At 28.2% G+C, this 13620-nt stretch carries 16 protein-coding genes and 1 pseudogene; 4 read left to right on the forward strand and 13 right to left on the reverse strand.

The features are described from left to right. Nucleotides 1–3: 3 nt before the first annotated feature. Nucleotides 4–756, forward strand: coding sequence for an amidohydrolase family protein (locus AVBRAN12640_RS01485; RefSeq protein WP_214120164.1), 753 nt, complete (start codon nt 4–6; stop codon nt 754–756). 62 nt (nt 757–818) lie between these two features. On the opposite strand, the gene AVBRAN12640_RS01490 is transcribed toward AVBRAN12640_RS01485, so the two are convergent. The 7 genes and pseudogenes from AVBRAN12640_RS01490 to AVBRAN12640_RS01520 form a co-directional block, all read right to left on the reverse strand. Next, nucleotides 819–1136, reverse strand: a complete 318-nt coding sequence (locus tag AVBRAN12640_RS01490; RefSeq protein ID WP_214118470.1) for an L-rhamnose mutarotase — start codon at nt 1134–1136, stop codon at nt 819–821. 1 nt (nt 1137) lies between these two features. After that, the gene (locus tag AVBRAN12640_RS01495; protein WP_214120163.1) at nt 1138–1872 is read right to left on the reverse strand and encodes an amidohydrolase family protein; all 735 of its coding nucleotides are present in this window, start codon (nt 1870–1872) and stop codon (nt 1138–1140) included. After that, nucleotides 1869–3116: an L-fucose:H+ symporter permease gene (fucP, locus tag AVBRAN12640_RS01500; protein WP_336608575.1), complete on the reverse strand. Its 1248-nt coding sequence runs from the start codon at nt 3114–3116 to the stop codon at nt 1869–1871. Before fucP ends, AVBRAN12640_RS01495 begins: the two co-directional genes overlap by 4 nt. Before the next feature lie 9 nt (nt 3117–3125). Continuing rightward, complete coding sequence (locus tag AVBRAN12640_RS01505) at nt 3126–3914, reverse strand: SDR family oxidoreductase (protein ID WP_336608576.1); 789 nt, start codon at nt 3912–3914, stop codon at nt 3126–3128. A 26-nt stretch (nt 3915–3940) separates the two neighbouring features. Beyond that, entirely contained in the window at nt 3941–5101 is a 1161-nt protein-coding gene (locus AVBRAN12640_RS01510) for a UxaA family hydrolase (protein WP_336607079.1), read from the reverse strand. A 99-nt stretch (nt 5102–5200) separates the two neighbouring features. Then, nucleotides 5201–5458, reverse strand: a pseudogene (locus AVBRAN12640_RS01515) (UxaA family hydrolase); the annotation flags it as partial. Then, the gene (locus tag AVBRAN12640_RS01520; protein ID WP_336608577.1) at nt 5455–6351 is read right to left on the reverse strand and encodes a dihydrodipicolinate synthase family protein; all 897 of its coding nucleotides are present in this window, start codon (nt 6349–6351) and stop codon (nt 5455–5457) included. The pseudogene AVBRAN12640_RS01515 and the gene AVBRAN12640_RS01520, both read right to left, overlap by 4 nt. Nucleotides 6352–6579: 228 nt before the next feature. On the opposite strand from AVBRAN12640_RS01520, the gene AVBRAN12640_RS01525 reads away from it, so the two are divergent. Both AVBRAN12640_RS01525 and AVBRAN12640_RS01530 read left to right on the forward strand, forming a co-directional pair. Then, nucleotides 6580–7443 carry a helix-turn-helix domain-containing protein gene (locus AVBRAN12640_RS01525; RefSeq protein WP_336608578.1) on the forward strand — a complete coding sequence of 288 codons (864 nt, stop codon included), beginning with the start codon at nt 6580–6582 and terminating at the stop codon, nt 7441–7443. Nucleotides 7444–7505: 62 nt separating this feature from the next. After that, entirely contained in the window at nt 7506–8336 is an 831-nt protein-coding gene (locus AVBRAN12640_RS01530; protein WP_336608579.1) for an ATP-binding protein, read from the forward strand. A 35-nt stretch (nt 8337–8371) separates the two neighbouring features. Here the strand turns inward: AVBRAN12640_RS01530 and AVBRAN12640_RS01535 are convergent, their stop codons facing one another. The 3 genes from AVBRAN12640_RS01535 to AVBRAN12640_RS01545 are packed head-to-tail and all read right to left on the reverse strand — an operon-like array spanning nt 8372 to nt 10122. Next, a complete protein-coding gene (locus tag AVBRAN12640_RS01535) occupies nt 8372–8662 on the reverse strand; it encodes a metal-sulfur cluster assembly factor (RefSeq protein ID WP_336608580.1) in 291 nt (96 codons plus the stop codon). Further along, nucleotides 8643–9791: a hypothetical protein gene (locus AVBRAN12640_RS01540; protein WP_336607040.1), complete on the reverse strand. Its 1149-nt coding sequence runs from the start codon at nt 9789–9791 to the stop codon at nt 8643–8645. Before AVBRAN12640_RS01540 ends, AVBRAN12640_RS01535 begins: the two co-directional genes overlap by 20 nt. A gap of 10 nt (nt 9792–9801) precedes the next feature. Next, nucleotides 9802–10122 (reverse strand): hypothetical protein, encoded by a 321-nt coding sequence (locus AVBRAN12640_RS01545; protein ID WP_214118493.1) that lies wholly within the window; start codon nt 10120–10122, stop codon nt 9802–9804. Nucleotides 10123–10288: 166 nt separating this feature from the next. Here AVBRAN12640_RS01545 and AVBRAN12640_RS01550 point away from each other — a divergent pair, with 166 nt between their 5' ends. Further along, nucleotides 10289–11302, forward strand: coding sequence for a hypothetical protein (locus tag AVBRAN12640_RS01550; RefSeq protein ID WP_214150279.1), 1014 nt, complete (start codon nt 10289–10291; stop codon nt 11300–11302). Here the strand turns inward: AVBRAN12640_RS01550 and AVBRAN12640_RS01555 are convergent. The 3 genes from AVBRAN12640_RS01555 to AVBRAN12640_RS01565 are packed head-to-tail and all read right to left on the reverse strand — an operon-like array spanning nt 11288 to nt 13618. Beyond that, nucleotides 11288–11761, reverse strand: a complete 474-nt coding sequence (locus tag AVBRAN12640_RS01555) for a YbaK/EbsC family protein (protein ID WP_214118975.1) — start codon at nt 11759–11761, stop codon at nt 11288–11290. The two genes, AVBRAN12640_RS01550 and AVBRAN12640_RS01555, sit on opposite strands and share 15 nt — an antisense overlap. Beyond that, a complete protein-coding gene (locus tag AVBRAN12640_RS01560) occupies nt 11754–12518 on the reverse strand; it encodes a phosphatidylserine decarboxylase (RefSeq protein WP_336608581.1) in 765 nt (254 codons plus the stop codon). Before AVBRAN12640_RS01560 ends, AVBRAN12640_RS01555 begins: the two co-directional genes overlap by 8 nt. 8 nt (nt 12519–12526) lie before the next feature. Then, the gene (locus tag AVBRAN12640_RS01565; RefSeq protein WP_336608582.1) at nt 12527–13618 is read right to left on the reverse strand and encodes a metallophosphoesterase; all 1092 of its coding nucleotides are present in this window, start codon (nt 13616–13618) and stop codon (nt 12527–12529) included. Nucleotides 13619–13620: the final 2 nt, after the last annotated feature.

Consider the following 13620-nt stretch of genomic DNA (forward strand, 5'->3'; position numbering starts at 1 on the left):
CTTATGTATATAGATACTCACGCTCACATTTTTAGAGCAAATATAAGTTCGGCTAATGTAGTTAGATATGTGCCAAATTATGATGCAAGTTGCGAACAATATTTGGCTAATTTAAAGGAATTTAATTTTTCTTATGGAGTTTTAGTTCAGCCTAGTTTTTTAGGTTTTGATAATTCATATTTATTACAGGCTTTAAAAGAGCATTCTAATTTAAGGGGAATTGTGGTAATTGACCCTAATAATATTAGTGATTTAAAAGAAAAAAATGTCTGTGGATTAAGGCTTAATCTAATAGGAAAAGATAAGCCTAATTTTGATGATTATAAAGAAGCTTTAGAGTATATTAAAGAATTTAATCTTCACATAGAATTACATAAAGAATTAGATAAATTATTATTTATCATTGATGATTTAGCCAAATATAATGTAAAAATTATGATTGATCATCTTGCAAGACCTAATAAAGATACTTTTAAATTATTAGATGAGTTTAATAATTATAAAAATTTAGATATTAACTTTAAAGTAAGTGGTTTTTATAGATTAGATGAAGATTTAGCGTTTAGTAAAGATGTATTTGATAAATTAAGCGATATTTTTGATATAAAACGCTTTGTTTATGGGAGTGATTGGCCGCATACAAATTACGAAAGCAAAATAAATTATCAAAAAGCTTTAGATGATTTTTTAAAAGTTACTAATGATAAAGCTAAAATTATATTACAAGATAATGCTAAAGAACTTTTCTTTATATAAATATTTTTAATTCTTATTTAATTTAGTTAAATAAGAATTATTTTAAACTTAATATGAAAAGTCTAATCTAAATGATAAACTTCTTTCATATTAAGCCATTTTTGACCTGCATAGCCAAGTGATATTTGGCAAGGGTCTGTGCAAGCCCACCACTTACGAGTATTCTCATCTGCTGCCATTTTTGCCATATCAGCTTCGTAATCACTCCCTACATACTCAAAATAAGCGAATAGATATTCGCCAAAATTATAAATTGAATAATTACGAATATTGCAAGCCTTTATCATCTCATTTACACCTTCCATAGGGTTTGCGTGAAGTCTTTCATATTCAGCTAATTTTTCCGGAATAACTTTTATAATTTGCCCAAATCTTTGCATTTTAAATCTCCTTTATTTTATAAATTTCTTTTGCATTTAAATAAAAAATCTTTTCTTTTAAATCATCACTTTTAAAATGATTTTCAATTATTCTAATCCATTCATTTGGTTTTAACTCACTTACAGGATAGTTTGAGCCAAAACAAATTCTACTTTCTCCAAAAATATTAAATGCCATATCAAGTAATTTTGAATAATCCTTGCCTAAAATAAAATCATCTTGACAAGATAATTTCATATAAATATTTTCTTTTTTAGCAATTTGCCTTAAACTATCTTCGCCACTAAAATCCTTAATATTTGCAAAATGATTAAAGATAATTCCTGATTTAAATTCCTTTGCAATTTTACTAAAATTACTTAGCTCATCTTCGTTTATACAAACTTCAAACATTAAATCATTTGCATTTACTAGATTAATAGTCTTTTTAAACTCACTGCCTAAGCAATACCCACTTGGCTTTGTATGTAAAACTTCTCTAAAACTAGCACCACCTATCGTAGCAAGGCATAAAGCAAGTAATTTTTTATGTTTAAAGCTAAGCATTTTTGCACTCTCTTGGCTAGGATTATTAGCATTTATTTCTACATAAACCCCACCTAAAAAATCACTTTTGCTAAACTCATCTAAATATTCATCAAAAGAAAAATCTCTTTGCAATCTAGTTGGGGCGTTTTGCACCCAACTAATATCATTTTTATCCCATATATGAAAATGCGTATCAATTATTTTCATGACTTTTTAGTCCATAAAAAGCTATATAATGCTACATATAAAAAGCAAGGAGCTAAAGCTAAAAATCCCGCACCTGTGCCATAACTATCATTTATTGAACCCATAATTGTAGGCATTATTGCACCACCACAAATACTCATTACTAAGATTGAGCCACCAAGTTTTACTTGATTTAATGGCAAATCCTTTGTAGCAACGGCAAAAATAGTAGGAAAACTAATACTCATAAAGAAAAATACTAAAATTAAAGCATAAACACTAATCATTCCATCAGCAATATATAAATAAAAGCACAATGCAACATTTATTAATGAATAAAGCCCCAAAATACTCTCGCCTTTAAATTTTTTCATAAGTGGAGTTGTAACAATTCTTCCTATCATAAACGCAACAAGTGCAGCTGAGAAAAAATATGCTGATTTTTCATCGCTTAAAGCTTTTTCTCCTAAACTTGCTGTATGTTCTACTGCGTAATTTATAAAAAACGCCCCCGCTCCAACTTGAGCTGCAACATATAAAAATTGAGCTAATACGCCTAAGTTAAAATGTCTATGTTTAAATACATCGATTGATTTTGAGTTGTCTTTATACTCTACTTCTTCACTTACTTCGCTACCTTCTGGAATTTTATTAAACACAAATGCAAGTAAGATTAAAAACACTACTAAAGCAATTCCTACATAAACCATTTGCACATTAAACATATTTTCAAGTAATGCTTGTTCTTTTTCTGTATCAGTTGCATTTTCGCCACTATGAGTGATTGATAAGAATAAACTTCCGCCAATAATAGGTCCAACAAATTGTCCAAAACCATTAAAGCTTTGAGCTGCATTAATTCTAAATGAAGCGTTTTTCTCATCTCCTAGCTTTGTCATATAAGGATTTGCATTAGTCTCAAGCGCACCAAGCCCGCACGCAAGAACGAAAAACGCAAATAAAAACATAGAAAAACTAGCCATATTAGTTGCAGGAATTATTAGTAAACAACCAATTGCATAAAGTGCTAATCCTGTAATAATCCCAACCTTATAAGAAAATCTTGAAGCAATCCAGCCAGCAGGAAGTGCCATCACAAAATACGCCCCAAAATAAGCCATTTGCAAGTAGCCACTATTTTGTTGAGTAATGCCTAGATGATTTTGAAAGTTTTTATTCATAACATCAACAAGTCCATAGCTAACACCCCATAAGAAAAACAATGAAGTTACTAAAATAATTGCAATTTTTACATTTTTATTCATTTTCTCTCCTTAATTTTCCCAGTTTAATGCACGATCAAGATGCATATAACCACCATCTGGAGTTAAAATCTGCCCTGTTGTGTGAGATGCTCTTGGGCTTATTGTAAATACCGCAGTATCAGCTATCTCTTCGCAAGTTGTAAAGCGATGACCTAGTGGAATAAATTTTGCAATTTCTTGATATTGTTTTTCAGGGTCAGAGAAGTTTTTAATCCATTTTTCATAAAGCGGGGTCCAAACTTCAGCAGGGCAAATACAATTTACTCTAACATTATCAGGTGCAAAAGCGCAAGCCCACTCTCTTGTCATAGCTATTTGAGCGCCCTTTGCACTTGCGTATGCTGTTGTTCTTCCTTGACCTGTGATACCTGTTTTACTTGAGATATTTAAGATACTTCCTTGCTCTTTTTTAATATGTGGAAGGCAGCACTTTGTCATTTCATAATAATGAAATAAATTGCTCTCATAACTTTTAATAAGCTCTTCAGTTGTAGCACTTTCAATATGAAGATTATCATTCATACCTGCATTATTAACAAGTGCGTAAATTGAGCCATATTTAGCCACAATTTGCTCTACAACTGCACTAATATCTTGCCATTTTGATAAATCTAATTGATAAAAGCCGTAATTTGGGCAAAGTGCTTTAATTTTGCTTTCAAAATCACTATCAAGCTTAGAGCGAGATACGATAACAGGAATTGCACCTTCATTAGCTAAACACATACTAATGCCACCACCAATACCTTTTCCACCACCTGTAACAACTACAACTTTTCCTTTTAATCCTAAATCCATAATTTCTCCTTTGTTTTAATTTTTATTTAGCAAGTTGTTGCTAGTCGCCAAACGCTAAAATCATTTTGTTTATTGATTTCTGCTTTTGTTAATTTGCCTTCACTAATTTTTACAATTAGCTCTATTAATTCATCTCTAATATCTTCTTTACTCTTATTGCCATCTACGATTTCGCCTGCGTTTAAATCAATCACATCAGCCATATTTTTCGCACAAAAATTATTTGTGCTTAGCTTAATCGTTGGAGTTACAGGGCTTCCTGTTGGAGTTCCACGACCTGTAGTAAATACAACTAAATTAGCTCCACCCGCAACCATAGCACTAAGCTGCTCTATATCATTTCCTGGAGTATCCATAAATGTAAGACCTTTTTTAGTAACTGGCATTGCATAATCAATCACATCTACAACTTTGCTTGTCCCTGCTTTATAAACACAACCAAGGCTTTTTTCTTCAATAGTAGTTAGCCCACCTGCTATATTTCCTGGACTTGGATTTGCACCACGAATATCTGAGCCACTATTTTTTACATTTTCTTCAAAGCCATAGATTTTTTCATATATCTTTTTCTCAACTTCAGCATTAATTGCACGCCTTGCTAAGATATTTTCAGCTCCTATTAGCTCGGTTGTTTCAGCTAAAATTACAGCTCCACCATTCTCTACTACATAATCACTTAAACTTCCTAAAGATGGATTTGCACTAAGCCCACTATAAGCATCACTTCCGCCGCATTCAGTACCTAAGATAATATCGCTAAAATCACCTTCACTTAATTCACATTTACTAGCATTTTCAAGCATATCTTTAACTATTTTTATGCCTTCATTTGTTGTATTTGTAATACCACCTAGCTCTTGAATACTAATTGCTCTTATATCTTTATAAGGAGCTAAACTTTTTGCTAATTCTTTAACAGAATTTGAACTAATAGTCTCACAACCAAGCCCAACTACAAGTGCTGCATATACATTAGGATTTGCACAATTTCCAGCCATTAGCATTCTTGTTTGCTCTGCATCAAAATCAAGCTGACTACATCCGTGCTGATGAGTTACATATACAGCTTCAGGACACGCTTTAGCAATGTTTTCTACGACCTTATTAGCACATACAACGCTAGGAATTATTAAGACCTTATTTCTTAAGCCAAACTTGCCATCTTCTCTTCTATAGCCTTTCAAAATTACTTTTTCGTGTTTTGAATCTTGTGCATTTAGATTTTTCTTATTTGCACTTTCTTGACTTAATCTTAAAGCATTTTCTAATTTTGAACTATCACAGCTATCTCCCCTACCACGAACGCCTTCGGTGTTGGTTGTATGAACCCACTCGCCTTTTTTTATATCAATACTTGCTGCTCCTATTACTTCGCCGTATTTAATGATAAAATCACCTTTTTTAATATCAGTTAAAGCGAATTTATGTCCGCTTTTAATATCATTTAATAAGGTAACTTCATTAAAAACTTCGCCTTTATTTAAATCACTTATTGCAGTTGCAACATTGTCAATTTCACTAACTTTTAAAAATCTATTTTTCATAACACACTTTCTATATTTTTAACTAATTCTTTTGCATATTCGAATTTTTCATCAAGTGCTTTTAAGGTCTCTTCGCTTAGTGGGTGAATGCTTTTGTTTGCAAAAGCAAAACCACGAGCTTTCAGTAAAAGCGCAAAGCCCATAGGAAATGATAAGCTCATTCCAAATCTAATAGCTGGTAGCAAGGCTTTTTGAAGCTTGATTGCTCTTTCATAATTTTTCTCATTATATGCTTTATAAATCGCACTCATAACGTCAGGGAAAACACATCCTGCACTTGTCATTGAACCTTTTGCACCCATCATTAAAGCTCCAAAATAATGCTCTTCACGACCCACAAATACATCAAAATCACTTGGCACAACATCTAAAATATGATTTAGCAACAAAGCATCTCCGCTACTATCTTTAATACCTACAATATTTGGTAATTTGCTTAATTTTTCAATTAGATTTAAGCTCATTGCAGGTGCAAAAAGTGGAATATTGTAAATATAAAGTGGGAGTTTTACTTTTGCTTGTAAGTCTTTTACATAAGTATAAAGCGTATCATCATTAAACTTATAATAATATGGCATCATAAGTAAAAGCGCATTAGCTCCTTTTATATAAGCTTCGTTTGCAAGGTCTAAGCTCTCTTTATAAATACAACTTCCTATCCCACAAATAACAGGCACTTTATTATTTGTAGCTTTAATTGAAAGCTCTAGCATTTTTACTTTCATTTCATATGGCATTGCTTGAGAATCTCCCGCACTACCATTACAAAACAAACCATTAAGTCCTTTTTCAATGCCCCATTCGCACATCTTTAAAAACTCAACTTCGTTAATACTTCCATCATCTTTATATGGTGTATATAAAGCTGGTAAAGTTCCTTTTAAAATTCCCATAATTTCTCCTTAATTTTGTATATACAAAAAAATTAAATTTTATTTTTTGTATTTAAGAAAGAATATGCAAAAAATGATAAAAATTATGAAAAATAAATTAAATAAAATTAATTTTTTTGAAAAAGTGTTACTTTTTGTAAATTAAAATTTATATTTTGTATATACGAAAGAATTTTTATTAAATTTTTCTTTTGTAAAATATATAAATTTTAAAACTAAAGGCAAAAAATGATATATTTACCTAATGAATTAAATAAAATCAGCAAAAATGTTATAAGTTCTAACTATCTTAATTTATGTTTATATGAAACTAGAAAAAATGATGATTATTATGAAGTATTATTTGATGATTATGCTCTTGTTTTTATAAATGATGGATATAAAATGATACATACTAAAAAGCAAGATTTTACAATTAATAAAAACGAGATTTTGTTTTTTACAAAAGGCTCATATCTGATAAAAGACTGCGTAGAAAATAACTATTATAATTCAATTATAATTTGTTTTAAAGAAAGTATTTTAATAGAGCTAATTTATAAATATAAAGCCCTTTTAAATAGCAATTTTACAACCAATGAGCATATTTTTAAGCTAAATTCTAATGAATTATTAAGCTCAATTTTTACATCATTTTTACCTTGTTTTAGTTATAAAACCAATGAAGATATTTTAAAATTAAAATTTGAAGAATTATTTTTAGCCCTACTTTATAGTAAGAATAATCAAAGTTTTTTATCATTTTTAAAGACCATAATTACTAATTTTAAACTATCTTTATATCAGATATTTTCATATTGTGAGCAAGATTTTCAAAGCGTAAATGATATGGCAAAAATATCTAATATGTCCTTAACTACTTTTAGCAAAAACTTCAAACAAAGTTTTGGAATTAGCCCTAAAGAATGGCTTGATAATAAAAAATTTGAAAAGGCAAAATTCTTATTAGAATTTTCAAATAAAAACATTACAGAAATATGTTTAGAAGTAGGATTTAACTCCCCTGCTTGGTTTATTTCACGCTATAAAAAAAGATATAATAAAACCCCAAAACAATTTCAAAAATCAAAAAACTTATATTTTTTACATTAAAACTATTAGAAATAAAATTCTTTTTTCCTTATAATTTTTCAAAAATTATTTAAGGAGAAAAGATGAAAAAATATATTTTAAGTATAGCATTACTTGCTAGTATGAATGCAATGGAAGTTAAAGAAATCAATGCTTTTGCTTCGCCTGAGAGTGTTGTGGCAAATAAAGATTATGTATTTGTCTCAAATGTAGGTCAAAAAATTGAGCCTTTAAACAAGGATTTAGATGGTTATATAAATATAATCTCAAAAGCTGATGATAAAATCAATGTATTTGTAAAGAATTTAAATGCTCCAAAAGGTATGAAGATTATTAACAATACACTTTATGTTGTAGATATTGATACTTTATACGGCTTTGATATAACAAGCAAAAAAGAAGTATTTAAGCTAGAAATTAAAGGCTCGGTATTTTTAAATGCAATTGAGAGCTTAGATAATAATACTCTTTTAGTAAGTGATACTGGCACTTATACGATTTTTGAAATCAATTTAAAAGATAAAAACTATAAAACTTTTATGAATATTGACAAAAATTATGGTGGTCCTAATGGCTTATTGATTGATAAAAATTCTTTATATGTTGTAGGGTATGATCCTAGTGAAAAAGATGGCGGAGCTATTTTAAAAATTGATTTAGCTAGTAAAAATATAGAAAAACTAAGTGATAATTTAGAGCAATTTGATGGAATTGTTAAAATTAATGATGATATTTTAGTATCTAGCTGGGGTAAAGAGCTAAATGGTTATATTTATAAACTTAATCAAAATAAATTAGAAAAACTAGATTTAAAAGCACTTAAAGGACCTGCTGATATGTTTTATGATAACTCTACAAACACACTTTTAGTGCCTGAAATGGCTAATAATTCTTTATTAAAAATCAAACTATAATTAGAATTTACTATGAGAAAATCTCTCATAGTAAATCAAAAACTTAAAGCATTTTTGACCTCATCGCTAGCCATTTCTATACTCCAAGCAGGTTCAAACACTAAATCAATATCAACACTATCTATTCCATCTACACTTAAAACAGAGTCTTTTACCCAAGTTATCAGTAAATCGTGCATAGGACAAGACTTAGTAGATAAGGTCATAGTGATTTTACAATATGAATTATCAATTTGTATATCATAAATAAGCCCTAAAGCTAAAATATCAAAACCCACTTCAGGGTCAATTACATTTGAAATTGCATTAATTACTTGCTTTTTCATTCTTTGCTCCTTTGTAATTTATATAAGTAAAAAAATTGATTACATTAATTAAAAGACCTATATTTAACGCTATATATAAATAAATTGATGAACTAAAATAAAGAGAAATTACTAAGCATATATTAATTAGCATAGTAAAAAAAGCTGCTTTTTTAATCACCATATCATCTAATAAAGGGACTTTTATTTTTCCGATTAATTTTGAAATAAAATGAAACCATATTAAAAATGGCAAAATCTTATAAATATGTGCGATTATAAAAGGTAAAATCGTTGCAAAAATTAATAATTTAATAGCTAAAGCATAGTCTAAAACATAAAATTCTCTCATCGCTAAAAACGAGCCAATACAAGCAAAAACAATATTTAAATTCCAATAATCTTTAGCCTTTCTTGTTCGTATTTTAAGTATATATAAACACCAAAATACAAAACAAGCTAGGGAAAAAATCGCTATACTTTTATGAAAAAATGCTAAAAAATACGCCACTAAACTAAGCCATAATAAATAATTTTTATGCTTATGAGTTAGTGCAAACATTGGCAATAATACACTAGCAGCACCTATACAAATAAACAAAATAAAACCTAACATAAAATATATATGAAGATGAAGAATTAGTTCATAGTCTAAATATATAAGCCCGTTTAAAATAAGCACAATTAAACCAGCACAAACTAAGCCTAATGCTAAAAAAACAACCCCACAAAATAAAGCACTTTTAGCAATATTATTAAAATCAAAAAATGATATTAAAAACAGCACAATAAAATAAAAAACACTTAAAATCATAGCAAATACGCTATATTTTAGTAATTCCAAATCATAATTTAAAAACGAATACATAATAAAGGCTAAAGAGATATTGCAAATAAAACTCACAAAAAATACACCTTTTATACTAAAGAATGCTTTTTCATAAATTACCGAGCTTAATTGATAAAGGCTACCTATTATTATATTTAAAGCAAATCCAGCAAAAAAACAATGTAAAAACGCTTTAAATTGATAACTCTCAAAATCATAATTTGAATAAGAAAATAAAAACATAAAAGCTAATAAATAGCAAAATGCAAATATAAAATAAATAGCCACCACTTTAAATGGTGGTGCGAATGCGTTTAACATAATTTAGCCCTTATGGATGGTCTTTACAAGCTTCATCAAAATTGCTATGCTCTTTAATTTTAGTAAATACTAGCCAAAAAAGTCCATCTTTTTGTGTAGTTTGAATATCATAATATGGCTTCACGCTAGGAAGTAAGCCTAAAGGATTTTTATGATTTAGCATAATTAATTTTTGATTAGGCTTTAAATTATTTAAGCCAACTCTAGCATTTATCATAGGTTCAGGTGGCATACACTGACTACTATCAAACGCTAAATATTCATCATTCTCATAAAACTCAACCGTAGCATTTGCTAAACTAACTTTTTTCCAAGATTTAAAATCAAACATTTTTTCTCCTTTTTTCTCACTATTCTAAAAAAGTTTAAAAATTTTGACTTTGACTTAAGTCAATTTGAAGTTCAAAAAAAGAAAAATTAAATACTTAAATAAATTTTTAAATCAAATTCCTAAATATATATTTGCTATAATAAACCTTATTTTTACAAGGTTAAATATGAATATAAATCAAATAATTAATTTTAAATTTAATTTTAAAAAGATTTTATACAAAGCTTTATTTATTGTTTTTATAATAATTCCACTTTTATATATTTTAATTATGAGTTTATATTTATTAGAATTTAATCCACAAAAATATAGTAAAAACCCAGAAGCAAGTGAAAAATTTTTAACCGGATATTTATTTATTGATATTGCAAATACATTAAATATATTTTTTAAATATGATAGCTTTATTGTAAGACCTTTTTTAAATATAGCTAAAAATTATTATGATGAAGGTAAAAAGCTCTTGCCAGATGATAGTATTGAAGATATTATGTGGTGGGTTTTGTATTATAAACGCATGTATGGTTTAACTAATAAAACACAAGATTATAGTATGTTAGACAAGCTAAGCTACGATGATTATCAAGAAATCTATGAAATGATAAAAAGAGTGCCTTATGGCAATATTTATTATGATGTGGATATTATGACAGAATATAGACTATCTAATATGCTTGGTTTGGTTATGCTATATACAAATTATACATCAAATAGAGCTTATGAATATTATATAAAAGATTATGATAAAGCAAGTGAAATTTATGAGCTTTTAAATATAGCTTTTAATAAATACTATACATATCAAGCAGAGAAAAAATTGAATTACGCACTATATTTAGATGTCATGATAGATCTTTTAAGCACTTCGGCATTTAAATATTATAGTGAAAACAATTACTACGATGGAACTTCAAAAATAGATGTTACTAATATACCTTTACCTGATTATATTTGTAATGCTACAGACACAATAAAAATTAATGAATACTTTAAAAAAGCTATTTTATTTACAGACGAAAGTAAGTTATTTATAAGGAGTATATATAAAGGTTCTGTTAATTATTTACATGCTTTACATAAATATTGCCCAGAAGATAAGGAAATAAGATACAGAATGCTTAATGTTATTGTTAATAAATTTCAACCAATGTATAAAAAAGGAGAATTAAATGATAGATGAATTGCTTATACTAGCAATATTAAAAAGCTTTTGAATATATTTTGCATTTATTTTTAGCTGAAGACCACGAAGCCCAGCACTAAGCACAAAATACTCAAGCTCTAAAGCTCTTTCGTCAATAAATCTAACATAATCTTTTTTCATACCAAAAGGCGAACAACCGCCCCTAATATATCCTGTTTTATCCTTTAATTTATCAAGTTTTAAAAGGCTTAAGGATTTTTCTCCTACCGCCTTTGCAAAAGATTTTAAATCTATTTCTAAATCCCCTTGAATACAAGCAACATACAAGGCATTTTTACCCTCGCAAACTATGGTTTTGTAAATATATTTAATATCAATTCCTGTCTTTTTTGCTACGCTAATTGCTGATAAATCATCATCTACTTCATAGCTTAATAATTCATAATCTATTTTTAAAGTATCTAAAAACCTTGCTGCATTAGTCTTTTTAATCATTTGCTATTCTCTGTCCGAATTTAATCGCACCAACTTGGCATTCAAGTTTTAAATCATCGCCTAAGATTAAAATAGTAGAACCCATCAAAAATCTTCCTAGCATTTCGCCTTTTTTTAAGCTTACATTATCATAGTTTTTCTCATAATCACTTGCATTTTTCATATTAGTTTGCACGCTTGTATCAAAATCAAATTCCATCTTGCCAACATTTACAGCCCCTACAAAAACCATATAAAAAATATCTCCATTATCTTTTTTGCAAGTTAAAACCACACGCTCATTTCTTGAATACAAATTATCATGCTTACTAAGTGCTTTTAAATTAACGCTAAAAAGCTCCGCACAAAAATATTTTAGATTTAAAACCTGCATATTACAAGGACTATGATAATTGTGATAATCCCTTGGGCTAAGATAAATATTTAAAAAATCAAGCTCATTTTTAGGAGTAAAACCTAAAAGCTCTTTAATATCATAATCTTTACCTTTTATACTAAATGCCTTTAAATTTGAGCTTTTTGCATAACTTAAAATAGTGCCATCACAAGGACTTATAAAGCCGCTTTCAAATTCTCTTGGCTTTATTAATCTTCTAGTAAAAAGAGCTAATAAACTATCGTATTCTTTATAGTCTTTAAACTCATCTAAAGGTATATTAAAATGCTTTACATAAGTTTTGTTTATATAATTTTGCATAAATTTTGGATATTTTATGCTTACTAATTTACCAAAAATTCTTGAAATTATTTTTCTCATTATATTCCTTAAAGTCTAATTATTACTATTTCACTAGGTGCTAAAAAGCGTATAGATGGACCCCAAAATCCAGCACCACTACTAACATATAATTTAGTTTTTTTACCGATTTCATAAAGTCCGTGCAAAAATCCTTGCTGCATTAAAACAAAAATACTAAATGGGAAAATCTGCCCTGCGTGAGTATGTCCTGATAAAACTAAATCAAATCTACTCAAATCAAATTCCTTAGCTACAACAGGTTGATGAGCTAATAAAATATTGTATTTAGTATCATTAAAATTTTTATAAATTGGGGCTAAATCCATTGGCATTCCATATTTTGCACCCTTTAAATCATTTATGCCACTAAGCACTATTTTGCCTAAATCTATGCTTTCATTTTCTAATACTTTTATATTAGTTTGCTTTAATTTTGCTAGGATTTTTGTAGCGTCGTGGTAGTATTCGTGATTGCCCGTTACATAAAAGCAAGGCCTATTAAAGGTATTTAATAAATCCAAATAATCAATATCATCTATATTAGTATCTATTAAATCCCCAACAATTACTACATAATCAACTTCTTGTTCGTTGATTTTTGCGATTAATTTTTCTAAAAAATCTTTGTGCAAATTCTTGCCTAAATGCACATCACTTATCATTGCGATTTTTATTCCTAAATTAGCATTTAAATCTACATATTTAATAGGTGGAATTTTAATTGCCTTAAATATACCTTGTAAAAAACACCCAAATGCAACAAATAAAACGCCTAAATCACAAATCAATTTTAAAGTTTTTCTTCTATTTGTGTCTATATTCTTTACGCTTTTAAAGGCTATAAATTTAACAATATCATAAATTAAAGCGATTAAAAAGAAGAAGAAAGAAAAACCCAAAAGAATTGATAAAGTAGTATAAAGAAAATCAGGCAAAAAATTAGCTCTCATAGAGAACAAAAACACAACATTAGATATGAATAAAACTATGCAAACTAATAAAAAAAATCCTTTAAATCTAGGGAAAATTACTCTAAATAATTGTCTATAAATATAAGCATTTGCAATAAAAACAGCAACGCAAAATGCAATAGCAAATAATAAATGGTGTAAGCTCATAA

Origin of the sequence: Campylobacter sp. RM12640 (genome assembly GCF_020137595.1) — a bacterium.
GTDB lineage: Bacteria > Campylobacterota > Campylobacteria > Campylobacterales > Campylobacteraceae > Campylobacter_E.

Bases quoted from the DNA above. Each gene is read 5' to 3' on its own strand.
- AVBRAN12640_RS01485 (WP_214120164.1), top strand. From the start codon at position 4: ATGTATATAGATACTCACGCTCACATTTTTAGAGCAAATATAAGTTCG.
- AVBRAN12640_RS01490 (WP_214118470.1), bottom strand. From the start codon at position 1,136: ATGCAAAGATTTGGGCAAATTATAAAAGTTATTCCGGAAAAATTAGCT.
- AVBRAN12640_RS01495 (WP_214120163.1), bottom strand. From the start codon at position 1,872: ATGAAAATAATTGATACGCATTTTCATATATGGGATAAAAATGATATT.
- fucP (WP_336608575.1), bottom strand. From the start codon at position 3,116: ATGAATAAAAATGTAAAAATTGCAATTATTTTAGTAACTTCATTGTTT.
- AVBRAN12640_RS01505 (WP_336608576.1), bottom strand. From the start codon at position 3,914: ATGGATTTAGGATTAAAAGGAAAAGTTGTAGTTGTTACAGGTGGTGGA.
- AVBRAN12640_RS01520 (WP_336608577.1), bottom strand. From the start codon at position 6,351: ATGGGAATTTTAAAAGGAACTTTACCAGCTTTATATACACCATATAAA.
- AVBRAN12640_RS01525 (WP_336608578.1), top strand. From the start codon at position 6,580: ATGATATATTTACCTAATGAATTAAATAAAATCAGCAAAAATGTTATA.
- AVBRAN12640_RS01530 (WP_336608579.1), top strand. From the start codon at position 7,506: ATGAAAAAATATATTTTAAGTATAGCATTACTTGCTAGTATGAATGCA.
- AVBRAN12640_RS01535 (WP_336608580.1), bottom strand. From the start codon at position 8,662: ATGAAAAAGCAAGTAATTAATGCAATTTCAAATGTAATTGACCCTGAA.
- AVBRAN12640_RS01540 (WP_336607040.1), bottom strand. From the start codon at position 9,791: ATGTTAAACGCATTCGCACCACCATTTAAAGTGGTGGCTATTTATTTT.
- AVBRAN12640_RS01545 (WP_214118493.1), bottom strand. From the start codon at position 10,122: ATGTTTGATTTTAAATCTTGGAAAAAAGTTAGTTTAGCAAATGCTACG.
- AVBRAN12640_RS01550 (WP_214150279.1), top strand. From the start codon at position 10,289: ATGAATATAAATCAAATAATTAATTTTAAATTTAATTTTAAAAAGATT.
- AVBRAN12640_RS01555 (WP_214118975.1), bottom strand. From the start codon at position 11,761: ATGATTAAAAAGACTAATGCAGCAAGGTTTTTAGATACTTTAAAAATA.
- AVBRAN12640_RS01560 (WP_336608581.1), bottom strand. From the start codon at position 12,518: ATGAGAAAAATAATTTCAAGAATTTTTGGTAAATTAGTAAGCATAAAA.
- AVBRAN12640_RS01565 (WP_336608582.1), bottom strand. From the start codon at position 13,618: ATGAGCTTACACCATTTATTATTTGCTATTGCATTTTGCGTTGCTGTT.